Annotated in this window: 25 protein-coding genes and 1 pseudogene; 11 read left to right on the top strand and 15 right to left on the bottom strand. The window is 65.7% G+C overall.

What is annotated here, in order from left to right; all coding sequences use genetic code 11:
• From MSG_RS25565 to MSG_RS11930, 3 genes and pseudogenes are all read right to left on the bottom strand, one after another.
• Positions 1-1,853: pseudogene (locus MSG_RS25565) on the bottom strand (non-ribosomal peptide synthetase); the annotation flags it as partial.
• Entirely contained in the window at positions 1,853-6,775 is a 4,923-nt protein-coding gene (locus tag MSG_RS24855) for a non-ribosomal peptide synthetase (RefSeq protein WP_105886908.1), read from the bottom strand. The gene MSG_RS24855 and the pseudogene MSG_RS25565, both read right to left, overlap by 1 nt.
• Before the next feature lie 61 nt (positions 6,776-6,836).
• Complete coding sequence (locus MSG_RS11930; protein ID WP_096439858.1) at positions 6,837-7,046, bottom strand: MbtH family protein; 210 nt, start codon at positions 7,044-7,046, stop codon at positions 6,837-6,839.
• A 437-nt stretch (positions 7,047-7,483) separates the two neighbouring features.
• Between MSG_RS11930 and MSG_RS11925 the strand changes: the two genes are divergently transcribed.
• On the top strand, positions 7,484-7,720 hold the full coding sequence (locus MSG_RS11925) for a GAP family protein (RefSeq protein ID WP_232011225.1): 237 nt from the start codon (positions 7,484-7,486) through the stop codon (positions 7,718-7,720).
• 66 nt (positions 7,721-7,786) lie between these two features.
• Here MSG_RS11925 and MSG_RS11920 read toward each other — a convergent pair whose 3' ends face one another.
• Together MSG_RS11920 and MSG_RS11915 are read right to left on the bottom strand one after the other, a co-directional pair.
• Positions 7,787-8,971, bottom strand: coding sequence for a glycosyltransferase (locus MSG_RS11920; RefSeq protein ID WP_232011278.1), 1,185 nt, complete (start codon positions 8,969-8,971; stop codon positions 7,787-7,789).
• Between the two features lie 481 nt (positions 8,972-9,452).
• A complete protein-coding gene (locus tag MSG_RS11915; RefSeq protein ID WP_096439856.1) occupies positions 9,453-9,920 on the bottom strand; it encodes a MarR family winged helix-turn-helix transcriptional regulator in 468 nt (155 codons plus the stop codon).
• Positions 9,921-10,023: 103 nt separating this feature from the next.
• Here MSG_RS11915 and MSG_RS11910 point away from each other — a divergent pair, with 103 nt between their 5' ends.
• The 3 genes from MSG_RS11910 to leuD are packed head-to-tail and all read left to right on the top strand — an operon-like array spanning position 10,024 to position 13,006.
• Positions 10,024-10,929, top strand: a complete 906-nt coding sequence (locus MSG_RS11910) for an isocitrate lyase/PEP mutase family protein (RefSeq protein WP_232011224.1) — start codon at positions 10,024-10,026, stop codon at positions 10,927-10,929.
• Positions 10,929-12,332: a 3-isopropylmalate dehydratase large subunit gene (locus tag MSG_RS11905; RefSeq protein ID WP_096439852.1), complete on the top strand. Its 1,404-nt coding sequence runs from the start codon at positions 10,929-10,931 to the stop codon at positions 12,330-12,332. Before MSG_RS11910 ends, MSG_RS11905 begins: the two co-directional genes overlap by 1 nt.
• Entirely contained in the window at positions 12,329-13,006 is a 678-nt protein-coding gene (gene leuD / locus MSG_RS11900) for a 3-isopropylmalate dehydratase small subunit (protein WP_096439850.1), read from the top strand. Before MSG_RS11905 ends, leuD begins: the two co-directional genes overlap by 4 nt.
• A 197-nt stretch (positions 13,007-13,203) precedes the next feature.
• Here leuD and MSG_RS11890 read toward each other — a convergent pair whose 3' ends face one another.
• Genes MSG_RS11890 through MSG_RS11880 form a run of 3 tightly spaced genes read right to left on the bottom strand, consistent with a single transcriptional unit; the run spans position 13,204 to position 14,428 of the window.
• On the bottom strand, positions 13,204-13,590 hold the full coding sequence (locus MSG_RS11890) for a DUF4267 domain-containing protein (protein ID WP_096439848.1): 387 nt from the start codon (positions 13,588-13,590) through the stop codon (positions 13,204-13,206).
• 17 nt (positions 13,591-13,607) lie between these two features.
• Positions 13,608-13,919, bottom strand: a complete 312-nt coding sequence (locus tag MSG_RS11885) for an NIPSNAP family protein (protein ID WP_096439846.1) — start codon at positions 13,917-13,919, stop codon at positions 13,608-13,610.
• Positions 13,920-13,951: 32 nt separating this feature from the next.
• Positions 13,952-14,428: a DUF1772 domain-containing protein gene (locus MSG_RS11880; RefSeq protein WP_096439844.1), complete on the bottom strand. Its 477-nt coding sequence runs from the start codon at positions 14,426-14,428 to the stop codon at positions 13,952-13,954.
• 101 nt (positions 14,429-14,529) lie between these two features.
• On the opposite strand from MSG_RS11880, the gene MSG_RS11875 reads away from it, so the two are divergent.
• Positions 14,530-15,105 carry a TetR-like C-terminal domain-containing protein gene (locus MSG_RS11875; RefSeq protein ID WP_096439842.1) on the top strand — a complete coding sequence of 192 codons (576 nt, stop codon included), beginning with the start codon at positions 14,530-14,532 and terminating at the stop codon, positions 15,103-15,105.
• Here MSG_RS11875 and MSG_RS11870 read toward each other — a convergent pair.
• Positions 15,102-15,533 carry a BlaI/MecI/CopY family transcriptional regulator gene (locus MSG_RS11870; protein ID WP_096444388.1) on the bottom strand — a complete coding sequence of 144 codons (432 nt, stop codon included), beginning with the start codon at positions 15,531-15,533 and terminating at the stop codon, positions 15,102-15,104. The two genes, MSG_RS11875 and MSG_RS11870, sit on opposite strands and share 4 nt — an antisense overlap.
• Positions 15,534-15,823: 290 nt before the next feature.
• Here MSG_RS11870 and nicT point away from each other — a divergent pair, with 290 nt between their 5' ends.
• The 3 genes from nicT (at position 15,824) to MSG_RS11855 (ending at position 17,951) form a co-directional block, all read left to right on the top strand.
• Positions 15,824-16,951, top strand: a complete 1,128-nt coding sequence (gene nicT / locus MSG_RS11865) for a Nickel transporter NicT (protein ID WP_232011222.1) — start codon at positions 15,824-15,826, stop codon at positions 16,949-16,951.
• A 150-nt stretch (positions 16,952-17,101) separates the two neighbouring features.
• Positions 17,102-17,443 carry a glyceraldehyde 3-phosphate dehydrogenase NAD-binding domain-containing protein gene (locus tag MSG_RS26140; protein ID WP_408632019.1) on the top strand — a complete coding sequence of 114 codons (342 nt, stop codon included), beginning with the start codon at positions 17,102-17,104 and terminating at the stop codon, positions 17,441-17,443.
• Positions 17,379-17,951 carry an HAD-IA family hydrolase gene (locus MSG_RS11855; protein ID WP_096439836.1) on the top strand — a complete coding sequence of 191 codons (573 nt, stop codon included), beginning with the start codon at positions 17,379-17,381 and terminating at the stop codon, positions 17,949-17,951. The genes MSG_RS26140 and MSG_RS11855 overlap by 65 nt, the downstream gene beginning before the upstream one ends.
• Here MSG_RS11855 and hypE read toward each other — a convergent pair.
• From hypE to hypF, 4 genes are read right to left on the bottom strand one after another with little or no spacing between them, the layout of a single operon-like run.
• Entirely contained in the window at positions 17,948-19,027 is a 1,080-nt protein-coding gene (gene hypE / locus MSG_RS11850; protein WP_096439834.1) for a hydrogenase expression/formation protein HypE, read from the bottom strand. The two genes, MSG_RS11855 and hypE, sit on opposite strands and share 4 nt — an antisense overlap.
• On the bottom strand, positions 19,020-20,123 hold the full coding sequence (hypD, locus tag MSG_RS11845; protein WP_096439832.1) for a hydrogenase formation protein HypD: 1,104 nt from the start codon (positions 20,121-20,123) through the stop codon (positions 19,020-19,022). The genes hypE and hypD overlap by 8 nt, the downstream gene beginning before the upstream one ends.
• The gene (locus MSG_RS11840) at positions 20,120-20,395 is read right to left on the bottom strand and encodes a HypC/HybG/HupF family hydrogenase formation chaperone (protein WP_096439830.1); all 276 of its coding nucleotides are present in this window, start codon (positions 20,393-20,395) and stop codon (positions 20,120-20,122) included. Before MSG_RS11840 ends, hypD begins: the two co-directional genes overlap by 4 nt.
• A 3-nt stretch (positions 20,396-20,398) precedes the next feature.
• Positions 20,399-22,699 (bottom strand): carbamoyltransferase HypF, encoded by a 2,301-nt coding sequence (gene hypF / locus MSG_RS11835; RefSeq protein WP_096439828.1) that lies wholly within the window; start codon positions 22,697-22,699, stop codon positions 20,399-20,401.
• Positions 22,700-22,854: 155 nt separating this feature from the next.
• Between hypF and MSG_RS11830 the strand changes: the two genes are divergently transcribed.
• Positions 22,855-23,235, top strand: coding sequence for a hydrogenase maturation nickel metallochaperone HypA (locus MSG_RS11830; RefSeq protein ID WP_096439825.1), 381 nt, complete (start codon positions 22,855-22,857; stop codon positions 23,233-23,235).
• Positions 23,236-23,991, top strand: coding sequence for a hydrogenase nickel incorporation protein HypB (hypB, locus tag MSG_RS11825; protein ID WP_096439823.1), 756 nt, complete (start codon positions 23,236-23,238; stop codon positions 23,989-23,991).
• On the opposite strand, the gene usfY is transcribed toward hypB, so the two are convergent.
• Positions 23,988-24,311, bottom strand: coding sequence for a protein UsfY (usfY, locus tag MSG_RS11820; RefSeq protein WP_096439821.1), 324 nt, complete (start codon positions 24,309-24,311; stop codon positions 23,988-23,990). The genes hypB and usfY overlap by 4 nt on opposite strands.
• Before the next feature lie 152 nt (positions 24,312-24,463).
• Positions 24,464-25,480 (bottom strand): acyl-ACP desaturase, encoded by a 1,017-nt coding sequence (locus tag MSG_RS11815; RefSeq protein ID WP_162899195.1) that lies wholly within the window; start codon positions 25,478-25,480, stop codon positions 24,464-24,466.
• 293 nt (positions 25,481-25,773) lie between these two features.
• Between MSG_RS11815 and MSG_RS11810 the strand changes: the two genes are divergently transcribed.
• Positions 25,774-26,121, top strand: coding sequence for a thioesterase family protein (locus MSG_RS11810; protein WP_096444386.1), 348 nt, complete (start codon positions 25,774-25,776; stop codon positions 26,119-26,121).
• The last annotated feature ends 268 nt before the right edge of the window (positions 26,122-26,389 follow it).

Below are 26,389 nucleotides of genomic sequence, written 5' to 3'. Positions count from 1 at the left end.
GGCGGGCAGCCGATCGGCCAGCCGCGCACGCAATTCCACCGGATCTGCCGCGCCGGTCACGTAGCCGACCAGACGTTTGTCACCGGGGCGATCCTCACGGGCAATGACCACCGCCTGGCGCACCCCGCCCAGCGCGGCCAGGGCCGCCTGCACCTCACCGAGTTCGATGCGGTAGCCGCGGATCTTCACCTGCTCGTCCGCACGTCCCAGGTAGCGCAGCTGGCCGTCGGCACCCCAGGACACCAGGTCCCCGGTGCGGTACATGCGGGTGCCGGGCGTGCCGAACGGGCACGCCACGAAGCGCGACGCGGTCAGCTCGGGCCGGCCCACGTACCCGCAGCCGACCCCGTCGCCGGCCACATACAGTTCGCCGACCGCTCCGACCGGGACCGGCCGCAACCAGCCGTCGAGCACGAACAGCGCCGCACCGGGCACCGGCGACCCGATCGGCGGTGCACCCGAGCCCGTGGTCAGCGGCGTGCTGATCGCGACGCACATCGTGGTTTCGGTCGGCCCGTAGGCGTTGATCATCACCCGGCCCGCCGCCCAGCGGTCCACGACCTCGGGCGGGCAGGCCTCGCCGACAATCACGAGCGATACGGACTCCAGTCCCTCGGGCGACAGCATCGCGACCGCCGATGGAGTCTGGGTGAACACGCTGACTTCCTCGCTGACCAACAGCGCGTGCAGGTCTTCCGCCGAGCGAGTGACCGATTCGGGCACCACGACCAACCGGCCGCCGCGTAACAGGGCGCCGAAGATCTCCCACACCGATACGTCGAACGAATACGAGTGGCTCTGGGTCCAGACGCCCGCCGCGGGCAGGCCCGCGTCCAGGGACCCCAGTAGCTGCGTGGCGTTGTGGTGCGCGATCGCCACGCCCTTGGGCACACCAGTGGTGCCGGACGTATAGATGATGTAGGCGATCCCGTGGGCGTCGGGTGCCGGTAGCGGCGTGACGGGATAGTCGTCGACCGGTGCTTCCTCGACGTCGATGACCGTCAGCTGCGACCCGTCCAGGCGCTGCCGCAGGCCGGCCGTGGCGATCGCGGCGACCGGCGCCGAATCCTCGAGCATGAACTGGATCCGGGCCAGCGGGGCGGTCGGGTCGATCGGCAGGTATGCGGCCCCGGTGTTGAGTACTGCCAGGATCGCCACGACCGCCTCGGCCGACCGCGAAAACAGCACTGCCACAGACCGACCCGGGCCAGCGCCGCGATCGGTCAACAGGTGCGCCAGCCGGTTGGCGGCCTCGTCCAATTCCCGGTAGGTCATGGACTGCCCCGCCCAGTTGACCGCTACCGCATCCGGGCAGCGCCTCACCTGGGTAGCGAACAACGCGGGGATCGACACCGGCGTGGCCGCCGGTTTGGTCAGCAGCTGCCGGTTGCCGAACCGATCCAGCCGCGCGTGCTCCGGCTCGTCGAGCAGATCCACCGACGACAGTCGCCGGCCCGGGTCGGCGGCCATCGCCACCAATACCTGCTGCATCCGATCGATCAGCGCGTCGATGCTGCCCTCGTCGAAGACGGCGGTGTCGTATTCGACGCGGAGCCCGAGTTCCTGGCCCGGTTGGGCTTGAACGGTCAGCGGATAGTGGTTGTACTCACGAACCGTCGCGTCGGTGATGGCCAACTCGGAATTGCCCGCCAGCGCGGCGGTGCCGACCGGGTAGTTTCGTAGGCGAAGAGCGTGTCGAAAAGCTTGTCGTGGCCGGTGATGCGGTGCATCGCGCTCAGCGCGAGGTGCTGATGCTCGAGGGTGTCGTTGTAGGCACCCTGCAGCTGGTCGAGCAGGTCGGTGGTGGTGGTTGCCGCTGTGAGGCGGGCACGAACCGGCACGGTGTTGATCATCAGGCCCACAATCGATTCGGCACCGGGCACCTCGGCCGGCCGGCCGCGGTGCGGATCAGCAGCGCGCGGAAAGCGGGCTGATCGGCGAAATCGCACACTGCCGCGCGCTCGGCGGCGCAAAGCCCCTGAATCTTTTCGTCGCTGTCGGCGTCGTCGGTGTCGAGTTCGACATAGCGCCACTCCGCCGCGGGGTCGGCCGGGATGATCTGTACCGGCTCGTCGTAGTCGTTGCAGAACCGGGCGACCAGATGCGGGTGCCGAGCGATCACGGCCTGCACCGCGTCGCGCAGCCGGCGCGGATCCAGCGGACCGGTCACCGTGAAATCCAGTTGCACCGCATACATGTCGTCGTCGCCGCGCGCGGCACGGGAATGGAAGAGCAGTCCCTGCTGCAAGGGTGTCAGCGGCAGCACATCGGCGATCCGGTATCGCCGTTGCAGATCCTCGATCTGCCGCTGGGTCAGTCGGGCCGGTGCGATGTCGGACGGCGTCAGCCCGCCGCCGCCGCGGCGCACGTGCGCGCAGATACCGGTAAGAACGTCAAACCACAACTGGCTCAACCGGTTAACGGCCGCGTGGTCCAGGGCAGACGGCGCCCACGTCCAGTTGGCATGCAGTTCCGGGCCGGTGTTCGCGTCGACGGTGACGGCGTTGACCTCCAAGGTGTGCGCCAATGGCATCGGCACCGCCGCGGCGGCGTCCGTCATGGACATGCCCTCGAGGCCGATCCACCACATGTCGCCGGAGGCGTGGACCGCCGCGCCGAGTCGCCCCAGGTAGTTGAAGCCGATCGCCGGGTCCGCGCCGTCCAGGTCTACGTCGTCATTGAGGTAGCGCAGCAGGCCGTAGCTCAGCGGGTCGGGTAGCGCGCGAAGTTGTTCCTTGGCGTCCTTGATCAGCGCACCCAGCGCGCCCTCGCCCGCCACTACCTGCGACCAGGACAGGCCGCCCAGGGCGAGCGACACCGGATGCTTGGCGGTGAACCAGCCCACCGTGCGCGACAGGTCGACGTCGCCGAAGTACTCCTCGTGGCGGCCGTGGCCTTCGACGTCGATCCCGATCGGCGTGTCGCGGCGGTTCAGGAATTCCGCGCATGCCAATCCAAAAGCGATCAAGAGGATTTCGTGCACCCCGGCGCGGAACGCCGCGGGTACTTCACCGAGCAGCAGGGCCGTGATGTCCGCATCGAGGGACACCGACAGGGTGTCGGCAGTGGCGTAGGTGTCCAGTTCCGGGCGGACGGCCGGCAACGCCGCAGGGGTCGCCGCCACCTGTTGCCAGGCCTGCGCGTGCTCGACCACCGCTGCGGTGCGCGCGTGCTCGGCGAGCAACGCCGCCCAGCGGGTGAACGACGTCCCGGTGGCCGGTAAGACCACCGGCTGGCCACCGCAGTGCTGGGCCCACGCGGTGTTGAGGTCTTCCAACAGCACCCACCACGACACCGCGTCGACGGCCAGATGGTGAACGGTCAGGACGAGCTGTCCGGTGGACTCAATCCACACCGCGGACAACATCTTTCCGGCCGCGGGCTGCAGCCGCGACCGGGCTTCCACCAGCACCCGGTCGGACAAGGCGTCGGCGGCGCGCAGGCACTCGCGCGCGTCGACCGACCCCGGTTCGGGGGCAGTCAACGCCCAGCCTCCTGCGCCGTCCTCGGCCACGCGCAACCGAAGCATCGCGTGCCGGTCCAGCACGGCCTGCAGCACGACGACGACGTCGGCCTCGGCGGCCCCCGCCGGCGCCTCCACCAGCACCGTCTGGTTGAACTGGTCGACCGGACCGTCCACGCTGTGCAGCCAGCGCATGATCGGGGTGGCCACCACCGTCCCGATTCCCTCGTCGACCGGGCCGGCCTCGCCGCCGGCCGCCGTGGTCACCCGGGCCAGCCCGGCCACGGTCTGCTCGACGAAAACGTCGCGCGGGCGGAACACCAGGCCGGCGGCTCGCGCTCGCGCCACCACCTGCATCGACAGGATGCTGTCGCCGCCCAGCTCGAAGAACGACTCGTCGACTCCGACCCGCTCCAAACCGAGGACCTCGGCGTAGATGCCGGCCAGGATCTCTTCGACCGCACTCGTCGGAGCGCGGTACTCCCCCGCGTTGTATTCGGGTGCCGGCAGTGCCCTGGTGTCGAGCTTGCCGTTGGAAGTCAGCGGCAGCGCGTCGAGCACCACCACCGCGGCCGGGACCAGGTAGGCCGGCAGCCGGTCGGCCAGCGCCGCGCGCGCTTCGGCCGGGTCAGCGGTCCCGGTGAGGTAGCCGACCAGGCGCTTGTCGCCGGGACGGTCCTCGCGGGCGATCACGACTGCCTGCTCGACGCCGTCGAGTGCGGCCAGCGCGGCTCGCACCTCGCCGACCTTGATGCGATATCCGCGGATCTTGACCTGGTCGTCGGCGCGGCCCAGGGAGCGCAGCTGCCCGTCGGGGCCCCACACGACGAGATCCCCGGTGCGATACATGCGGGTTCCGGGCTTGCCGAACGGGCAGGCGACGAAGCGCGACGCCGTCAACGGCGTCCGGCCCACGTATCCGCCGGCCACGCCGTCGCCGGCGACGTACAGCTCACCGACCACCCCGGCGGGCACCGGCCGCAACCAGCCGTCGAGCGCGAACAACGCCGCCCCGGGCACGGGCGAGCCGATCGGTGCTCCCGTTCCGGGCGTGAGTGGAGCGCTGATCGACACGCACATCGTCGTCTCGGTCGGGCCGTAGGCGTTCACCATCACGCGGCCCGGGGCCCACCGGTCGACGACCTCGGGCGGGCAGGCCTCGCCGGCCATCACCAACGCCACCGAGTCCAGCCCCTCGGACGGCAGCATGGCCACCGCCGACGGCGTCTGGGTCAGCACGCTGACCTGCTCGTGGATCAGCAGCGCGTGCAGGTCTTGCGGCGAGCCGGACACCGCTTCGGGCGCGACGACCAGACGCCCGCCGCGTAGCAGCGCGCCGAAGATCTCCCACACCGACACGTCGAACGCATACGAGTGGCACTGGGACCAGACACCCGCGGCCGGCAGGCCGGCATCCAAGGGCCCCAGCAGCCGGGTCACGTTGCGGTGGCTGACGGCCACGCCCTTGGGGACACCGGTCGTCCCCGAGGTGTAGATCAGGTAGGCGACGTCATCGGGGCCCGGGCTCGGCAGGGGCGTCGCGGGCTGGGCGTCGATGCGGGGATCGCCGGCGTCGATGATCGCGAGGTCGAGCCCGTCGAACAGGTCGGCGAGATCGGCGGTGGTGACGGCGGCGACCGGCGCGGCGTCCTCGAGCATGAACTGGAGTCGCGCCGGCGGCAGCGCCGGGTCGATCGGCAGATACGCCGCCCCGGTTTTCAGCACCGCCAGGATCGCAGTGATCGCCTCGACGGACCGCGAAAACGCAAGGGCGACTGACGAACCCGGACCGGCCCCGTGATCGGCCAGAAGCTGCGCCAGCCGGTTAGCTGCCTCGTCGAGTTGCCGGTAGGTCAGGGCGCGGCCCGCACAGGTGACGGCCTCGGCCTCGGGGTTGCTGGCGACGTGTACAGCAAATAATTCCGGGATCGACACCGGCGCGTCGGCAGGCGCGGTCAGCGCCGCCCGATTGCCGATCTCGTCGAGCCGAGCCCGGTCCGGGTCGACGAGCACATCCATCGACGACAGGGTCCGATTGGGGTCGGCCGCCATCGCTTCCAGGAGTCGCTCCACGCGCCCCGCCAAATCCGCGACGTCGAAGCTTGCGAAGGGCTGTCCGGTGCCGACCGTGCTAAGTAAATGCTGATTGCCAAAACCGAGGAAGAACAGCCCGAAATGGGCTACCGGCCCGAAGGTGGTGAAAGTGGCCGTCGCCTGAGATCCGCCGAAGTCCAGCGTGAGTCGGGACAGGATGAAATTGACGACGACGCGATTTGCCGCCCGCCTCGGGTCGCGAACACCATTGTCACCCTCCAGAGTGCGCACCGGAAATCGCTGATGCCGCAGCGCTTCTCGCATGCGGATATCGACCTGTCGGCAGAACTCCGAGACCGAAGACGTCGGCGCCGCCTTGAATACCAGCGGCACCACCCCGGCGAACATTCCGGGAAGTATCTTCGACTCGGGCCGCACCCGGCGGCTCACCGGGAAGTCGAGGACGATCTCGTCGGACCCGTCCTCGCAGTAACCGCGCACCAATAGCGCGCAAACCGCGGCGATGATCGAGGGCCGCCGCACGCCCACCCGCTTGGCCAGCTCTTTGATTCGGTCGACGGCGGCGGGGTCGAATTCCGCGGGTTCGGAGGGCCAATACGAATCCCGTTCGTCACCGGTCTGCGGCAACAAATTATCCGGGCCGGTGCCCGACGGCAGGTTCACCGCCCAATAGGCGCGATCCTCCGGATATTCGTTGGACGCCTCGTACTCCAACTCGATGCCAATGAGATCGCGCAGCGCGCCGAAAAAGGCCGGCGAAGAAGGCACGCCGGAAACCATCGCGGAATAAATGGCGGCGATACGGCGGCCCACCAGGGCAATGCCGGACCCGTCGAGAATGATGTGGTGGGTGCAGGCGAACCAGTAATACTCGTCGTGCCGCGTTTGGAATAGCGCAAACTTCATGAGAAAGCCGTCGAGCGGCATCGGCACGCATTGGATCGAGTTCGCCATCTCGCGGGCCGCCCGCACAGGATCGTCAGCGCGAGTCAAGTCGTAGAAATCCAACGCGATTTCGGGGTTATCGAGCGCCCTTTGGAAGACCTGGCCGTCGACTTCGAAGAACACCGCCCGGAGTGGCTCCGCCTCTTGTACGGTCTGCTTAATTGCGCGCTCGAGCAAATCCGCGTCGACCGGTCCCTCGATCCGCACGAATTGGCCCAGATGCCACTCCGGCCCCGAGTGGCTGGTTTGCTGCGCCAGCCATATGTCCAGCTGCCCGCGCGTCAGCGGCAGCGCTCGGTCATCTATCTCCACTGAAGTCCCCCGAACTCACCGGATCCCCGTACCCGGACGGCCTACGTGTTGAGCAGCTCGGCTAGGCCGATTTCTCGCGCAGACTCCTCGACCGCATATCAGTCCAATTGCTTTCGACATAGTCCAGACACGCTGCGCGATCGGCTTTTCCGTAAATCACGTTCCAGCCGGCCGGCAGGTCGGCGAAGCGCGGCCACAGGCTGTGCTGGTCTTCGTGGTTGACCAGGACGTAGAAGTCGCCGCGGTCGTCGTCGAACGGATTGGTCTGCATCGCGCTACCCCCTAAGCCTGTGGACCGGGCCGGTGGGATGCGAGTAATGGCGCGAACGTTTATGCGACGGCTGCCGCCTGCAAGCCTGCGAAGGCCAAACTAACGCGCGCTAAGATTTCGATGCGACCATCTTCGTTGACGTCGATCCCCCGACCCACCAGATCGCGATGTACCCAGTTGGTATGGAAGCGAAACGTCAAATCCCGCTCTTCTGTTGTTTCGCGAGGTATTCACAGGTAGTTAGCCCGTCATTCTACCCATCTGCGTACCCCCTGAGGAATCCATACCAAAAATTACGGTCGTTAGCGGACATTAACGCCGCGGTGCTTATAAGCAGGGCCGTACGTCGTGATTCTCGCGAACAATTGACGCATTCGTTGATTGCTGCTGTCGGCCCGCGGGCACGTCGCCGCGCCTGAAAAGCGCTGGTGGCCCGCATGGTTCACAGCCGACCGGCGTCGGTGCCCGTCGACGGGGTGCTCTTCATGGTCGCGATCATCGTGGCCTCGGGTGCCGCGATGACCACACAACTCGGTGCCGCCGTCGGGTTTATCGTCGTGCTGTACGCCGCGGCCGAGGCCATACTCGCCGGCTATCTGGCCACACGCTCGCGCACCAGGTGTTGCTGCGCCTGCTGCACGACTGGGCGCGGACCTACCGACGGCAAATCCTGATGGTGATATTCAGCGTCGTCGGCGTCTCGCAAATCGCGCAGGGCATGGGCGGCGGCTCAGCCGGGGTTACGCGGGCACTCGATCGAGCAGGCTGGCGTAAATGGTGACGATCTTCTCGGTTTGCCGCGACTGCCGCGGAATATCGCGGTGAGCGGTGACGATGTCGGTCATTCGGCGCAGCTTTTCCCGATTTTCGGCGACCGTTTCAATGGCTGCGGCCAGCGCGGCGGGCGACGGGTCGGCGGTCAGAATTCCCCCGCCCTCCGGGACCGTTTCACCCAGCGCCGGGTCGCAATAAATGGTCGGCAATGACATTGCCGCCGCCTCCAGCAACACCAACCCCTGGGTGTCGAAGCCGTAGGAGGTGAACAGCAGGGCGTCGCTGGCACGCATGGCCCGCAGGCATTCCTCATGGTCGAGCCGACCACGCAACCGGATCCGCTCGCAGGCGCCGGCGGACACAATGGCTGTTTTGACCGACGCTGCCAACACCCCTTCACCGCAGATGTCGAGGGTGCAATTCGGTACCCGGGAAACGGCATCGATCGCCGCGAGGATTCGCTTCTCGGAGGAAAGCCGGCCACACCAGATCAGTCGCAGCGGTTCGCCATCGCGCGATCTGACGACTTCGGCGGTGATGGCGCGGTCGATTACGTCATCGTCAATACCGTTGGAAATGACCGACATTGGGCGGTTCACCCCCCGCTCCGCCAGCGACTGCGCGAAGTGGTTCGTGGGTAGGATCGTGTGATCCACCGCTTGGGCATGTGCCACCATGAATCGCCAGGCAAGACGCGCGATAGTGCTTTCTTCGGCCGACGTGAACGAGAATTCCTTTGCCAGACGAGGCTTTTGCATCTTGCTCACGACTTTCGCGAGCAGCAGCGGCGCGGTGGCAGCCTGCTCGAAGTAGGCGTCGTAGCGAGTGTGTTTGGTCTGCACGACCGGAATGCCATGCCGGCGTGCGGCTTCCATGCCCGCGATCGCCACGCCCAGGTCACCCTGGGTGTGCACGATGTCGATCGGCTCGCCCGCGAGGAAGGCCTGATCGATCAGGGCGCGATTTGTCTTGGACGGCCACACGAAGACGTAGTCGTCGTACCGGCCGAGCAGGCGCGCAAGCCGATCGATGACTGGGACCGGTTTCAGCGCGACGACGCGCGGATCGGGCTCGGGCGCCGTCGTCAGCGGTGGGGTGAACACCGTGACGCGATGCCCGAGCTGTTCGAGGGCACGACGCTGCGTGATCATCGATATCTGCGCTCCGCCGAAGGTCGCGGGATGAAGATCGGTGAAAAGAGCGACGTGCATCAACACCCCTCATCGTCGAGTAAAAACGGTGGTCCGCGGCGAATGAGTCCGCGGCATACGGCTCGCGACGCAGTTCAGGCCCGTGAATAGCGGGCACGCTGACCGAGCAGCGCCGCTCGGGTCAAAAACGTCAACGGCTGGGAAGCTTACCCTCCGGCGGGGCACATCACGGCCAAGGTTTCACCTCATTCCGGGAAACCAACGGCCAGAGACCGTCCACTGCAAGCCGGGCGGGGCCGCATCGACCGGGCACATGTACTTGTCTGGGAACCGCGCACACGTTAGCGGCACCGGCTGATCCGGGGCGCCGGACGTCGGGACGACGTGCGACCACCCCTGCGCCTGGCACAGTTAGTAATCCCCGCCGGGGCCGCCACCGTTGACGCATGCGTCGGCGTGCGCGACCGCGGGTTCGTGCAACTTAGCCTGCCGCGTCACTGCGGTCGAGCTCGTCTCGATTGTCGAGGCCCTCGTAGGCCAGACGGCTCATCAACTCACCAGCCTCCTGCAGGATTTTCTGTTCACGCGGGCTTAGGGAGGTGTTGATGGTGTCACACAGCCAGTCGTCGCGCCGGCGTCGATTCTTGACGACCAGACGGCGGCCAGCTTCAGTGAGCTCGATATGCACGCGTCGGGCATCGTTGGAGTCACGCTGACGACTGATCAGCCCCGCTGCCTCCAGCGATCGCAGCGCCGCGGCGACGTTGGACGTCGTCATGACCAGGTCTACGGCGAGTTGTCCCGGAGAAACCGTTCCACCGCGGCGGTCAATTGCGCCCAGTACCAGGGCATCCGATTGCGCCACTGGACGGGTTTTCATCTCGCGGCGAAGCCGTCGCTGCAGTGTCATCAACTGGCGCCGCAGCCGCGACGCCTCCTCGCATTCCATCTCGAACCACCTCAACCCCAGCTTTAGACAATCGGTGCTGGATCCCGGAGCATGTTGACACCTATGTCATATCACTATAATCTATAGATAGAAGGGGATGAAGATGACTCCGGTAGATGACAAGCCGTCCCGGCTCAAAGAACTGTTCCTCGGGCCCGATCTAGTCGTGATGCCCGGCGTGTACGACCCGATCAGCGCTAAGCTGGCTCAGCAAGCCGGGTTTAGTGCGCTGCAGTGCAGTGGCCTGGGGATCGCCGCGGTGCACTACGGCGTGCCGGACTACTCGATCGCCTCCTTGGCCGAGATGGCCGGCGCGTGCGGCGTGATCGCCCGATCGGTCGACATTCCCGTGGTCGGGGATGCCGATACCGGATTCGGCAACGCAGTCAACACGTTCTTCACGGTGCAGACCTTCGAACGCCACGGCCTGGCGGGGGTCAACTTAGAAGACCAGGTCATGCCCAAACGGTGCGGTCACCTCGACGGCAAACACGTCATCGACCTCGACGAGGCCGTGGCCAAGATTCGGGCCGCCGCCGATGCCCGCTATAACCCGGACTTCGTTATCACCGCCCGAACCGACTCGCTGGCTGTGGAAGGCATTGACGGTGCGATCAAGCGCGGCAACGCCTATCTCGATGCCGGCGCGACGCTGGTGTTCGTGGAGGGATTGCACGCGCGAGAGGAGATCGTCGCCGCCGTTGCAGGCATCGACGGGCCGGTAGGGATCAACATCGTCGAAGGCGGCAAGTCGCCGACCCATCTGACGTTCAGCGAACTGCAGACACTCGGCGTGGCCCGGGTCAGTCTGCCCGGCGCTCTGTTGGCCGCCGCGGTCACAGGTATCACCGACGCCCTCAAGCAGATTCGTGAAGACGACGGGACGTGGAATCTGGGTCTGCGCACGGCCAGCTTCGCCGACGTACACGGCCTCGTCGGCACGTCGCGCGTTGCCGAGCTCGAGCAGCGCTACCTCGCCGACCTCGTGCCCAACGAGGGGAGGCGGTGATGGCGCCACAACCGCGCACGGTCTTCGACAAGATCTGGGACGCCCACGTGGTATCCCAACTCGATGCCGACACTGCGCTGCTCTACATCGACCGGGTCTTCCTGCACGAAAAGAGCGGCGCGTTCGCCCTGACCAGCCTGCACGACGATCACCGACAAGTCTTCGACCCGCACACCGTCTTCGGCACCATAGACCATTCGGTGGACACCCGGCCCGGACGCACCGACGCCAGCCCCCAGCCCGACGGTCAGAAATTTATCGAGGGATTCCGAGCTACCGCCGCAGAGGCAGGGATACCGGTCTTTGACCTCGGCGACGACCGCCAAGGAATTTGTCACGTCACGTTCCCCGAGCAGGGACTAGTGCTGCCCGGCATGACGATGGTCTGCTCCGACAGCCACACCGGCACCAACGGAGCGCTCGGGGCGCTGGCCTGGGGCGTGGGCGTGAGCTCCTGCGAGACCGCCCTGGCCTCCCAAACACTGGCCGTCAAACGGCCCAAGACCCTGCAGGCCCGCTTGACCGGATCGCTCGCCGACGGCGTCTACGCCAAAGACCTGATTTTGGCGCTCATCGCGACCATCGGCGCCGCCGGCGCCACCGGCTACGCCATCGAATACACCGGGCCGACCGTCGAATCGCTGCCCATCGAAGGCCGAATGACGCTGTGCAACATGGCCGTCGAAGCCGCGGCGTTCACTGGCATCGTCTCACCAGATGCCATCACCCTGGACTACCTCAAGACCCGGCCACAAGCACTTACCGGTAACGACTGGCAGCGCGCCGCCCGGCAATGGTTGGCGCTGGGCACCGACGACGGGGCCCGCTTCGACCGCACCGTGGACATCGACGTCACCGCCTTGGCACCTCAGATCACCTGGGGCACCAGCCCCCAGCACTGCGTTGGCATCGACGCATCGGTACCGCATCCCGACACCCTGCCCGATTCCGCCGGAGGCGCAAAGGCGCTTGCCTACGTCGGCCTGACACCCGGCACACCGATGACCACCGTACCCATCGACGCTGCCTTCATCGGATCCTGTACTAACGCCAGGCTTTCCGATCTACAAGCCGCAGCGTCACTGCTGGCCGGACGCCACGTCGCCGACGGAGTCACCGCCATCTGCATCCCTGGGTCAACCGCGGTCAAGCACGCTGCCGAAGCCGAGGGCATCGACCGCATCTTTATCGATGCCGGCTTTCAGTGGCGCGAATCAGGCTGCGGTTTGTGCTTCTTCGGCGGCGGCGAAGGCTTCCCGACCGGCGCACGCGTAATCAGCTCCACCAACAGAAACTTCGAAGGCCGCCAAGGCCCCGGCGTACGCACACACCTGGCCAGCCCCGCCACCGTTGCCGCCTCCGCACTCACCGGACACATCACCGATCCCAGGACCCTGCCATGACCGACCGATCACTAAGACACGTCACCGGCGTGGTCGCGCCACTGCTGCGCGACAACATCGACACAGATGTCATCGCGCCCTCCCGCCTGCAGGTGGCGGGCCTAGGCAAGACCGGCTACGAATCAATCCTGTTCGGCAACTGGCGATACGACGAGACCGGTTGCGAACGAACAGATTTCATCCTGAACCAGACAGATTACCGGACCGCGACAATACTTCTCACCGGCGAAAACTTCGGTTGCGGCAGCTCCCGAGAATCCGCCGTGTGGGCATTACACGGATTCGGCATCAAAGCCATCATCGCCCCCAGCTTCGGGTCCATCTTCGCCGCCAACTGCTACCGCAACACCATCCTGCCGTTGGCCCTCCCACCAGCCGAACACGCCCTTCTGGTCGCCGAACTACACATCGACGCCGCCCAACCACCAAAAGCAGAGATCGACCTCGAACACCGCCGCGTGCGCGCTACTGGAGGGCCCTGGCGCTCCTTCCCCATTGATGAACGGCCCCGCCAACTGCTTCTCAACGGACTAGACGACATCGATGACAACCTGCGCCACCGCAAATCCATCGACGCCTACCGCACCCGCGATCAGCATCTGCACCCCTGGCTATACCGTCCCGCCAACACACCTCGCAGCCGACCGCCAGCGCGGCAGTCGCCAGAAGCGTGAGAAGAAGGTGGGCGGCCGCGCTGACGATCACGCCGGCGTCGGCCCCATAGCCGTTGGGAAAGACGATCTCCCCGCTGTCGGGCCCGTCGCGGTGCGCCCTCAACCAGCCGTAGAGCAGCCGGTCCAGGGCACACGTAACGGCGAGTGGGTCAGGGCCGCGGCGACTGACGGGCTTTCCCCTGAGTCGCGCGCCGCACTCATCGGGACACCAGCAGCAGGGCGGTCGTCACCAGCATGACCGCAGCGGTAGCGCCGTGGACTCCCCAGGCGACCGATTTGGTTCCGCCGTTGCGCAGCACGATGGTTGCGTCGACGATCGGAATGATGGTCGCGGCCAACATTAGCCAGCCGACTAGATGGGTCGCGCCGGCGACCATCAGAATGATGACGAACAGCCCGGTGGCGATGTCGCGTACACCCTTTGCGCTCGGGTAAGCGCCCGCGCCCGACTGGTCGAGATCGGGCAGCACGCCGTAGTCGGCGGCGGCAACGCGCGGCGCGACCAGAAAGCGTGCGCCGATGAAGACGATGGCGGCCGCGAGCAGGCCGGCGAGGACGTAACCGATGGTGGTGGTGATGGTCATGTCGATACTCCTGGGGGTTAGCGGATCGATGAAAACGGCGTCGGGTCAAGCAGTGTCGTCTGGACGTCGACGATGTCGCCGGCGTCGAAGCCGGCCATGTCGGCGGCGAATTCCGGACTGGCCATGATGTGCCGAGTGAGTTCTTCGGGATCGGCGCGCGGTGGGTAGCCGATCATCGCGACGAGCCGGTTCGCGCCACGGTCGGTCCACACGCCGTGGGTGGTGACCCCGAACGCCTCGAAGGTGGAGAGGTGCCGCGCCCAGTGCACTGTGGCATACCGCTGCGATGCTTCCGGCGACCGCAGGGTGTAGATCCTGAACTGAAACATCGTAATTTTTTTCCCTTACAGCGTGATTCGTGTCAGACGATCAGCACGGAGCACAGAGCGGCCACGGCCAGGCCTTGCAGCGTCGCGCGGGCATCGATGATCGAGCACCACTTCGCTTGCAGCGCAAGCCCATTCGGCAGCGACCGGCTCGCTTCGGCCGCCGCGGTCAACTGGCGATTGATCGGCGCGCTCACTTGTGTGTAGAGAACGAGCCAGACCAGCAGTAGGGCCAGGGCGGCTCCCTCCGCGACGGCCTGCGACCAGTGTGCGCCGACCACCGCCAGCATGATCGTCAGCGCGGCGCCGGCGATTCCGAGCACGCCCGGAAGCGGCATGCGCCGGTCGCCGTAGCGATGCACGTTTCCCGTCACCGCGACCATGGCGTGGTCGTCCACCAACGCCAACGCCGGTCGCAGCACCATCGCGCAGAACACGTCGGTGCCGTAAACCACTGCGGTACCCAGCACCGCGCTCAGTGCGGCGATGCGGGTGACGTCCTCCAGGTTCATGCCGTAGCTCCGTTCGTTCGTAGGTGTTAGCAACGCTAACCCAGCACCGCGGAGCGCGTTAATAGCGTTGCTAGCATTACTAGCTATGATATTCTTCGCTGATGTCCACAGCGGATCGTCGTGAACGCGAACGGGCCGAACGCCGGCGGCTGATCATCGGAACCGCCCGCAAGGTGGCCGAGGCCGAGGGCTGGGACGCCGTCACTACTCGCCGGCTGTCCACCGAGATCGAGTACAGCCAACCCGTTCTGTACAAGCACTTTTCCGGCATGGATCAGATCGCCGACGCCGTCGCGCTCGACGGGTTCGCCGAACTCGCCGAAGCGATCGGGGCCGCCCACTCCGACGCAGCCGATGACATCCTGACCCGGACCGCCCAGGCGTATCTGGATTTCGCCCGCGCCAACCCGGGGGTCTATGACGCGATGTTCACCCGCGCGACCACCCTGCGCTTCGCCGCCGATGACACAGCACCCGAGCTGACGGCGGCCTTCGCCGCGTTGCGTCGGGGAGTCAGCAGGGTCGCGGGCGAACAAGACGCCGACACCCGCACCGAGGTCTTCTGGGCCGCCCTGCACGGATTGGTCACGCTTGGCCGAACCGGGCGGCTGCGGCGCACCCACGACTCCGACCGTCTCCAATTGCTCGTCAAGGAGTTCATCGGCGGCGCCACCTAGAGCAGGGCCAGCCGACCAAGCTGCTTTAGCGAGACCCGCCGAGACCCATCGACGTCGGTCTGCAACGTTTCGAGTGCCTGCCGAAGCAACTGCACGTTGTCTGCTCCGGCGCTGTCGACGAAGTGCGCCAGGGCGGCGCACCGGCCCGTTGCATCGGCAATCTCATCAAGCGCGGCCAGCATCGACTCGGCGACAAACTCATCGAGGCCATGCACCGCGGCATAGCGGTACGCACGACCATTGCGGTATTGGACGACGAGGCCTTTTTCAGCAAGTCGGCGCAGGACCGTCATCACCGTGGTGTAGGCGAGATTGCGCCTCATGGAAATCGCGAGGTGAACTTTACGTACGGTCTGCGGCTCAGCCCCGCTCCACAACTGCTTCATCACGCAGCGCTCGAGCGGACCCACCAGCCTCCGGTCGGGCATCACCACGCTCCTGTTCCGGACAACTGCCGGTCGTCGGGGCGATGAATGTATCGACGCCGCCGTGCGCGACGCATCACCCATCGGGTGAAGGAACGGGGGAAACCACACTGTCAGGACCGACCCGCGGACTTCACAGAAGTTGAAATGCTCGCTTGCGGTCGATGTACAAAATGGCTGATGGTCCGCTCGTAATGCCACCGGGCGATCTCCTGCAAGTCGCTTGCACCAACTCGACGTCGGCGCTAGCTTTCCCAGCACTGGTTTGCAAGCCGCGCCGAAGGAGCCGCTTTGTGGTTGGTGATGCCGTTGAACGGGGCTACCCGGTGCGCCCTGGATTCCGGATCGCCCTGACGCGGCCGGAGTGGCGACGCCTTGCGGTGATGCTGGCACTGATCGTCGCCCTGCACGTCATCGGCTGGGGCATCCTGCTGCTGATTGTTGATCCCGCCCGGCTCAGCCTGGGCGGCAAAGCGTTTGGCATCGGCATCGGGGTGACGGCCTACACCCTGGGCCTGCGGCACGCATTCGACGCCGACCACATCGCCGCCATCGACAACACCACCCGCAAGCTGATGAGCGACGGGCAACGCCCCCTAGCCGTCGGGTTCTTCTTCTCGCTGGGCCACTCCACCGTCGTATTCGCACTCGCGGTACTGCTGGCAACCGGGGTCAGGGCGATCATCGGACCGGTCGAAGACGATTCCTCGGCGCTGCACCACTACACCGGCCTGATCGGCACCAGCGTCTCGGGCGTGTTCCTCTACGTGATCGCCATCCTCAATCTGATGGTGCTGATCGGAATCCTGCGGGCCTTTGTCCGGTTGCGCCGCGGCGACTACGACTCCCAAACCATGGCCGCCGAACTCGAACAGCATCTGAACAATCGCGGCCTACTCAACCGGGCCCTCGGCCGCTTCACCCGATCGATCACCCGCTCCTGGCATTGCTATCCGATCGGATTGCTGTTCGGCCTGGGTTTTGACACCGCCACCGAGATCGCACTACTGGTACTGGCCGGCACCAGCGCCGCAGCCGGACTGCCCTGGTATGCCATCATGTGCCTGCCCGTGCTGTTCACCGCCGGTATGTGCCTGCTGGACACCATCGACGGCTCGTTCATGAACTTCGCCTACGGCTGGGCCCTGTCCAACCCAGTGCGCAAGATCTACTACAACATCGCCATCACCGGCCTGTCGATCGCAGTCGCGCTGCTCATCGGCAGCGTCGAACTGCTCGACCTATTCGCGGGCCAACTGGGCTGGCAAGGCCCGTTCTGGGACTGGCTGGCCAGCCTGGACCTCAACACCCTCGGCTTCATCGTCGTCGGCCTGTTCCTATTCACCTGGGCAACCGCACTGCTGGTCTGGCGATACGCCCGCATCGAAGAAAAGTGGTCACCCGCCGAAAGCACGCGATGAATCCCCCAACAGGAAAACCGGCCTACGCAACGGTTCGGCCTATACCGCGCATCGCGGCTGCAATCCGTTCCAGCAGTTACGCTTTCATCTCCCCCATCCGGGGGTACCCGCGGGCAAGGACCGCCCGTAGCGTGTCGCCGACGCCCGGCTGTGCCGAACCGTGCAACCCGATCTGACGCGACCATTGGCGGAAAAGGACATCACGTGACTGTCCGGTTAGGTATCGGCGACTTCGGTCGCATCGGACACAACTTCCACCGGGCTGCACAGGCCCAGCAGGAGCACGGCCCGGGGAGCCCGGCAGCCGACATCGAGGCGGTGGCCGTCAACAGCATCACCGACAACGCCCCCCTGGCGCACCTGCGCCAATTCGATTCCAATCGCGGCCGGTTGCCACACGAGGTCCACCACCTTGGCCTGGTTGTCGATGGCCACTCCGACCGCCTCATCAACCCCGGCGCACGGGTCGGCACGTGCCCGCATCACCGGTGACAGCCGTGACCTGGCCTACGACATACACCGGACCAAGACGGCACTGTTCACCGACCGCATTCTCAACGGAGAGATCTCCGGCCGGGCCGGGCTTGCCGAGCTCATCACGGATCTTGCCGACTCCGGCGTTCGCATAGGCATCGCGACAACCGGTCGTCGGCGCTGGGTCGAACCCTTGGTCCGCCACGTCGTCGGCTCGGGACTTGCCGAGGTGATCGTCACCGGCGACGATGTGGATCGGCTGAAACCGCGCCCCGAGGCCTACCTTAAGACACTCGAGGCGCTTGCGTTGCCCGCTGAAGCAGCACTGGCGGTTGAGGATTCAGCGATCGGATTGCGGGCGGCTCGAGCCGCGGGACTGGCCACCCTGGTGGTGACCAACGGCCACACCGCCGACCAAGACTTCCCCGGCGCGGCGGCGGTACTGTCCGGCTTTGATACGCCGCGACAACTCCGGGCCGGCGACTGTCAGACCCTGCTCCGGAACTGGTGGGCGGCCCGGACCTAGCAGATGCGCGGAAGTTGTTCGCCCAGTTGACGTTCAATCACCTGCGTGGTGCCGAAGGGAGTCTTGCCCACCACCATGCCGGGGTGCTCGGCAACTACTCGGCCGATGATCGCGGCGTTCGCTCCCTCGGGGCGCGAGCGGATCGCGGCCAGCACCGCTTCGCTGTGACCCGGATCGACGAACGCCACCATCTTGCCTTCGTTGGCCACCTGCAGTGGGTCCAGCCCGAGAAATGAACACGCCGACGAAACCGTCTCGGGGATAGGGATTTTCGCCTGATCGAGTTCGATACCGACCGATGCCGCACGGGCGATCTCGACGACCGCGGCGACTAGACCACCGCGGGTCGGATCGCGCAGGGCGTGCACCTCGGCGCCGGCGGCATCGAGCATGTCGGCGACCAAGAGGTGCAGCGCGACGCTGTCGGTGATCACGACGGTGCCGAAGTCGATGCCCTCCCGCACGCTCATGATGGCGACCCCGTGCTCGCCCAGATTTCCCGACACGATGATGTGGTCACCGACGCGCACCCGCTCGGGCCCGACGTGGATACCGGCAGGCACGACCCCGATTCCCGCGGTATTGACGAAAAGCTGGTCCGCACCACCGCGCGCAACCACCTTGGTGTCGCCGGTGACGATACCGACGCCGGCGTTGGCGGCAGCCTTGCCCATGGTCTCGGCGACAGCGCCGAGCACATCCAGCTCGAGTCCTTCCTCCAAGATGAACCCGGCGGTCAACGCGATGGGCCGCGCTCCGCTACAAGCCAAGTCGTTGATCGTTCCGTTGACCGCCAGGTCGCCGATGTTTCCGCCGGGAAAGAACAGCGGTTGCACAACGTAGGAATCGGTGGTTAGCGCGACCCGCCCGCCGGCGATGCCCATTTTCAGGTCCACCAGCGCCGAATCGCGGGCGGGACCCGCTGCGCCGCCGAACGCGGGCAGGAACAGGTTTTCGATCAGTTCCTCGGAGAGCACGCCCCCGCCACCGTGGCCCAGCACGATGCGTTTCGTCTCGCGCAGCGGCAGCGGGCACACCCAGTCAGCCGGGTCGACGGCGACCGGCGACTCAGGCATGAGCGGCAGCTTCCAAGCGCCGGAATTGGTAATAGGCGGCGCAGGCGCCCTCGCTGGACACCATGGTGGCGCCCAGTGGCGTGCGCGGCGTGCAGGATGTCCCGAATGCCGGGCACTCGTTCGGTTTCAGCAGACCCTGCAGCACTTCCCCACTGCGGCATTCCGCCGACTCGGACACGCGCAGCTGCCCGACGCCGAACTTCAAGTCGGCATCGAACTGTGCGTAGCGTGGCGACAACGTCCATCCCGACTTCGGGATCATGCCGATGCCCCGCCACTGCCGATCGGTCACCACGAAGACGTCCGCGAGGGTCTGCTGCGCGACAGCGTTGCCCGTGGCCGTCACCGCCCGCGGATACGCGTTGCGCAGCAGCGGCGTGCCCGCCTCCAGCAGATCGACGGCCTGGCGGACGCCTTCGAGCAGGTCCAACGGTTCGAAACCGGTGACGACGATGGGGATCTGGAATTCGTCGACCAGCGGCCCGTATTCAGCGGTGCCCATGACCGTGCAAACATGCCCGGCCGCCAGAAACGCCTCGACCCGATTGGTCGGCGAGCTCAGGATGGCCGTCATGGCCGGCGGGACCAGCACGTGCGACACCAGCATGGAAAAGTTGGTCAGCCCGAGCCGTTGCGCGTGTACCACGGCCATCGCGTTGGCCGGCGCCGTGGTCTCGAAGCCGACTCCGAAGAACACCACCTGCTTGTCCGGGTTGTCAGCCGCCACCCGGGTGGCGTCCAACGGGGAGTAGACGATTCGGACGTCGCCACCTCGGGCCCGTACACCAAAGAGATCCTGACTGCTGCCCGGCACGCGCAGCATGTCACCGAAGGAACAAAAGATAACGTCGTCACGCATGGCGATTTCGAGCGCACGGTCAATCATCTCGAGCGGCGTCACACAGACCGGGCACCCGGGGCCGTGAATGAATTCCACCGCACCGTCCAGCAATTGGTCTATACCGTTGCGGATGATCGAATGTGTCTGCCCGCCGCAGACTTCCATGAGGGTCCACTTCTTGGTGACACGCTTTTTGATGTGGCTGACCAAGGCGTGAGCGGCTGCCGGGTCGCGAAACTCGTCCAGGTACTTCATGCGGGTTCCCTCCTCCCCTGGCCTTCCTCGCCGGCCAATTCCTCATCGAGCACGCCGAGATCGTGGAACATCTGCAACGTCTCCTGCGCCGACGCCTCGTCCAGCCTGGTGATCGCGAAACCGGCGTGCACGATGGTGTATTCGCCGATCTGCATGTCCGGCAGGTATGCCAGACACACGGTCTTGGTGGTGCCACCGAAGTCGACGGTACACATCCGAGTCCCCGCCTCATCCCAGGTGTCGACGACCTTGCCGGGAATTCCGAGACACATATGCTATGCCCCCCTTTCGTGCCGGTGTGCGGCGATCACGGCCTGGCCCAGCGCCAGACCGCCATCGTTGCACGGTAAAACCGTGTGGGTGAGCACCTCGAAACCTTTGCCTCGCAGTTCCTTACGGAGCCCATCGCGCAACACTCGGTTGACGAACACACCGCCCGTCAGCCCGACGGTGCCGATGTCTGCCGCGGCGCGGCTCACCGCCTGTGCGGTGGCCCTGATGACGGCGGCGTGAAAGCCCGCGGCCAGGTCGGCCGTCGCCGTGCCGGCGCGCAGACCCCGCACCAACTCGGTGATCAACGGCGTCGGGTCCAGGACGCCCGCGATGACCTCGAAATCCATCGGCGCCGGTTCACCCCGGCGTGCCAGGTGCTCGAGTTCGACGGCCGCCTGCCCCTCGTAGGTGACCTCCTGACGTACGCCGAGCAGACTGGCCACCGCGTCGAACAAGCGGCCCATGCTGCTGGTCTCGACGCATCCAATGCCACGGGGAATCTGTTGTCCGAGAATATGTCTCGCTTGCTTGCTGAGGCTTCCAACCGCCGGAATGTCCGGCGACCATTCGATCCCTGCGCGGTGCAGCAGGTCCAGCGCGATCCTAGCGGGGTGGCGTACCGCGTCGTCACCGCCCGGTAACGCGAATTCCTTGAGGTGCGCGACCCGAGTGAAGGTAGCCGGGTCAGTGACCATCAGGAGTTCGCCGCCCCAAATGGTGCCGTCGGCTCCGTAGCCAGTGCCGTCGAACGCGACCGCCAGCATCGGCGAGCCGAGCCGGCCGTGTTCGGCCATCAGCGACACCGCGTGAGCATGGTGGTGTTGCACCTGCAACACAGGCAGGTCTTGTCGCTTCGCCCAGCGGGTCGTGGCATAGGCCGGATGTGAATCGCAAGCGATCAGCCGCGGTCGGCAGTCGGTCATGAAGGCCAGGTGTTGTGCGGCCGATTCGAAGCAGCTCTGGGTGCGCGGGTCGGCCATGTCACCAAGATGCGGCGACATGTGCGCATGCCCGTGAGATGACAACAGACAGAAAGTGGTCTTGAGGTCCCCACCGGTTGCCAGGATCGTGCTCGCCGCCGCCGCTGCGGGTGCGGATACCGGAAGCGGCGTGTAGCCGCGGGAACGCCGGATCGGCACCACGGCGCCCTCGCCGTCAACGGTGAGGACCGAGTCCTCGCACGGCACATGGATGGGTCGGTCGTGGGTGAGCACCGCGTCAGCCAATCCATCGATCCAGGACAGATCGCAATCGCGGAAGACGATCGGAGAACCGTTGTCGTTGGCAGAGGTCATTACCAGTGGGACCGGTCCCAAACGATCGAACAGCAAGTGGTGCACCGGCGAGTAAGCCAACAGCACACCGATCTCCGACAAACCGGGTGCGACGCCGGTCAATACCAAATCGTCGCGGGCGGGCAGTAGGACGATCGGCGCGGCCGGTGACTGCAGCAGCTCCGCCGCAGCCGCGCCGACGTGACAGAGGCGTCGCGCCGCGGCGAGGTTGGCGACCATCACCGCGAAGGGTTTAGCGGGCCTGCCCTTTCGGTGACGCAGTTCGGCAACCGTCGTGGCATTGTCCGCCCGGCAGGCGAGATGGAATCCGCCGATGCCCTTGATCGCGACGATGTGGCCGTCCTCGACTGCCTGCGCGGCGGCCCCGAGCGGATCGAGGCCTGCGCCGGGGCCCCGCCAGGACAAGGTCGGCCCGCACTCGGTGCAGGCAATCGTTTGCGCGTGGAAGCGCCGATCGGTGGGGTCGTGGTACTCCGCCGAGCACGCCATGCACATCGGGAACCGCGCCATGGTCGTCGACGGCCGGTCATACGGCAAGTCGGTGATCACCGTGTAGCGCGGGCCGCAGTTGGTGCACGTGATGAACGGGTGCCCATAGCGACGATCGCCGGGGTCGCGCAATTCACGCAAGCAATCGGCGCAGCTGGCGATGTCCGGAGGCACCAGCGTGCGGCGGTCATCGTCTGCTCGACTGGCAACGATCCGGAATCCGGATTCGCCTTTCGGACGTAGCCGGCTGGCTGCGATGGAATCGATGCGCGCCATCGGCGGATGGTCGGCGCTGAGCGCCGATACCGCCGCTTCGACGGCTTCTGGTGCCCCCTCGAACTCACAGTGCACTGCGCCGGAATCGTTGTACACGCAGCCAGCGAGTCCGTGACCTGCGGCGATACGGGCGACAGCGGGCCGAAATCCAACACCTTGGACTACGCCTGCGATGTCGAGCCGCAACCGCACGCTCGTCACTGCGCTACGCCGACTGCCTTTCACGAGCCTCCCGAGAAGCATGGACCCCCGTGCCTGGTGGGCTGGCGGCACGGGCGGTCACCCTCAGGCTAGACCGGGACCAAATGTGCCCACAATCACAATTTCGCACACAAGTCTGCGTTTTTCCGCACACAGTTTTCGCGACACCGTTGAGCCGAGCGAGGCAGCATGGTGTAGTGCACGAGCTTTCGTTGTGCCATGCCATCGCTGGTGTGGTCAAGCCCCACGCGGTGGGGCGTCACGTCGACGTCGTCCGGGTACAGGTCGGCGCGCTGCGCCAGGTGGTGCCGGAATCGCTGGAGTTCTGCTGGTCGTTGGTGTGCCAGCATCTGGACGAGAACATGGTCGACACCGTGCTCGAACTCGAACTCGTGCCCGCTGAGGTGTTCTGCCGTGACTGCACGGAGCGCGCGCTGATCACGTCCCGGTGGTCGGTGTGCTGCCCTTCGTGCCAGAGCGCAGACGTTGACGTGTTGCGCGGTAACGAATTTCTGGTCACGTCAGTCGAGGTGTCCGAGGGCTTTGATTATCAGGCCGAGTCGCGAAAGGTCAAGTGAATGGGACGATTTCACCGCCACGATGACGGCACGGTGCACCGGCACGATCACGATCACGACCACCACGAGCACGGCGACCACAGTGGCTATGCCACCGGTTCACAGCGCATCGACGTCCTGGAGTCGATCTTCGCCGAGAACGACTCCAGGGCTGACGTCAACCGGCGCGCGTTCGAGGCCCATGGTGTGCGCGCCCTCAACCTGATGAGCTCGCCGGGATCCGGTAAGACCACCATCCTGGCGGCAACGCTGGACGCGCTGGCCGGCGAACTGGCCGTCGGGGTGATCGAGGGCGACATCGCCACAGACCTCGACGCGGCCAAACTCGCCGGGCGCGGCGCGCAGGTGTCACTGCTCAACACCAGCAACGGGTTCGGCGGCGAGTGCCACCTGGACGCCCCGATGGTCAACCGCGCCCTGCAGGGGCTCCACCTGGCAGACCTGGACCTGGTCATCATCGAGAATGTCGGCAACCTGGTCTGCCCGGCCGAATTCGACGTCGGCGAGCACGCCAAGGCGATGGTTTACTCGGTCACCGAGGGCGAAGACAAACCATTGAAATATCCCGTCATGTTCCGATCGGTGGACATCGTGCTGCTCAACAAGATCGACCTGGTCCCTCACCTCGACGCCGACGTCAACACCTACATCGACCATGTCCGACAGGTGAATTCGACGGCCACAATTCTCCCGCTGAGCGCGCGCACCGGCGAAGGCATGTCGAAATGGTTTGACTGGGTGCGTCAGTTCTCCTAACTGGTGCGGTGCTTGTCGAGCGCCACTCCCGGATGACGCGTGGAATACAGAGCAAGCCAACGGCTTTCGCTCTTCATCACCCGGCGATGCTCGAGCACGAGCCAGACCAGGCCACCCAAGATCGCGGGTACACCGATCACAACCAGCGTCAGCATCCAATCCTGGTGTCTGTACGCTGCGGCGGCCACGCCGCCGACCGATGACGCGGCGCCCAGCGCTATTCCCATCAGCCCAGGCCAACAGAGTCGGTCGATGAAGAATTCGCCGGCATGTTGACACGTGGTGCGGAAATGATCCGTCGGATCTGCTGTGTCGCCCATGGCTTCTCCTCGGTAGAGCTGAGACGAAGCTAGACGCGATCAGCCGATCGGCCGTCCCCCCTACGGGTGATCGACGAAGTGATTCAAATCTGTATGGGTGCCTAACGGCATTCATGCCACACCCGCAGCCGGCGGCACCGGCCACCACGGCCTCAGTGCCCGCTCAGCGTCAGCGTGCCCTTCGTTTGCAGCACCCTGCGGGCGGTGATCTTCTCGGTCTTGCGAGCCTCGCGCTCCAGGTAGCGATGCTTGGATTCGTCGAACTTGTCGGAGGCGTCCTCGAGTTCCTTGACCAGCAGGGCGAGATCGTCGCGCATCCGTGCCGCCTCGCCGGTGAAGTCCTCGCGTTCGAAGATGCGCCACTTCTTGAGCACCGGCATGACCACTTCGTTGAGATGGATGCGCGGGTCGTAGACACCGCCGACGGCGATGATGACCGCCTTGCGCCGAAACTCCGGCACCGTGAACCCGGGCATCTTGAAGTTGCGCAGGATGCGGTGCACGGATTTCATCGCCTGATTGGGCGCGATGTCCAGGCCCGCCGCGCTGACGTCCCGGTAGAAGATCATGTGCAGGTTCTCGTCGTGCGACACCCTCGCCATCAACTGCTCTGCGATCGGGTCGTTACTGACCTTGCCTGTGTTGCGGTGCGAGACGCGGGTCGCCAATTCTTGAAACGAGACATACATGACCGCGTCGAATAAACTCTCCGCAAACAAATCACCCTGTCGGTTCTGCCCGGGACTGAAGCCTCTCGTCATTTGCTCCACGCGGAGCTTTTCGAGCTCCACCGGATCGACGGAGCGGGTGACCACCAGATAGTCGCGCAGCGCGATGCTGTGCCTGGTCTCTTCGGCGGTCCAGCGATTCACCCACTGACCCCACGGGCCGTCCATGCTGAAGTTCATCGCGATCTCGCGGTGATAGGACGGTAAGTTGTCCTCGGTCAACAGGTTTTGGACCATCGCGACCTGGGCGACATCGGGAAGGTGGGTCTGCTCGGGCTCCCAGTCCTGGCCGTCCAGCGCATAGAAGTTCCTGCCCTCCGACCAGGGTACGTAATCGTGCGGATTCCATTCCTTGAACATCGCGAGGTGGCGGTTGAGCAGGGTTTCCACCACCGGTTCGAGTTCACTCATTAGCTGAAAGTTAGTCAGATCCTTGGCCACGGAACCCTCTCAGTTATCTATCGCGGCCGCCACGGACCACGTATATGTGTCATACAGTTACATTAAGATCACACACCCCAGGATGGAGGAAATAGGGCCGAAAGTCCCTTACGGTCCACCGGGACGTAACGATCGGATCACGCCCTCGGCAACATCGGCGACCTGGGAGGTGATCGGAAGGCGCTGGCGCGCAGTCAGATTCGGTCGGTGGGGCGCGAACTTAGCCCCGGGGCCGCACCGGAATTCGGCGCGCGTCGGCCCGCACACATTCCCGCGCGCGATAGCGTGTGGTGATGCGCTACCAAGTGACCGACGCCGACACCGCCGCGCAGGTCGGCAGCGGCGACGTCCCGGTGCTCGCGACTCCACGGCTGATTGCGTGGCTGGAAGCGGCCACGGTGCAGGCCGCTGCGCCTTTCATCGGTCCCGGCCAGACGACCGTCGGCACCGCGGTGCGCATCGAGCACCGGCGGGCGACTCACGTGGGCGGCACCGTAGAGGTCACGGCCGAGGCACCTTCGCCGGTCGACGGACGACGTCTGACCTTCGAAGTCAAGGCGATCGATGATTCAGGACAGCTTGTTGCTCGCGGTGAAATCGATCGCGTCACAGTCGACCGCCAAAAGTTCCTCGACCAATAGCCGACGAATCATCGGGTGCGCCGGCTGATCCAGCTGGTGCGCTGGGCACCGAGATACCGCACAACGCGCGACCAATCCGCGACGACGACCGCGCCGCAATGAAGACCACCGGTCGAGCGGCATCCGAATTCACCTGTCTTTCATCAGTTCTGACTGGACTCCGGCACCACAAAACCATGTCGGGCCCGCTCCGGCGGCAGCGCCCGATCTCCGTCCAGTTGCGCAGACGTCGTGACAACGACGGCCGCCTTTTCCTCGTACAGCCAGG

It is taken from the genome of Mycobacterium shigaense (assembly GCF_002356315.1).
Classification (GTDB): Bacteria; Actinomycetota; Actinomycetes; order Mycobacteriales; family Mycobacteriaceae; genus Mycobacterium; species Mycobacterium shigaense.
Note: the sequence above shows the minus strand (reverse complement) of the source record. Positions and strands in the feature narration are given on the sequence as shown.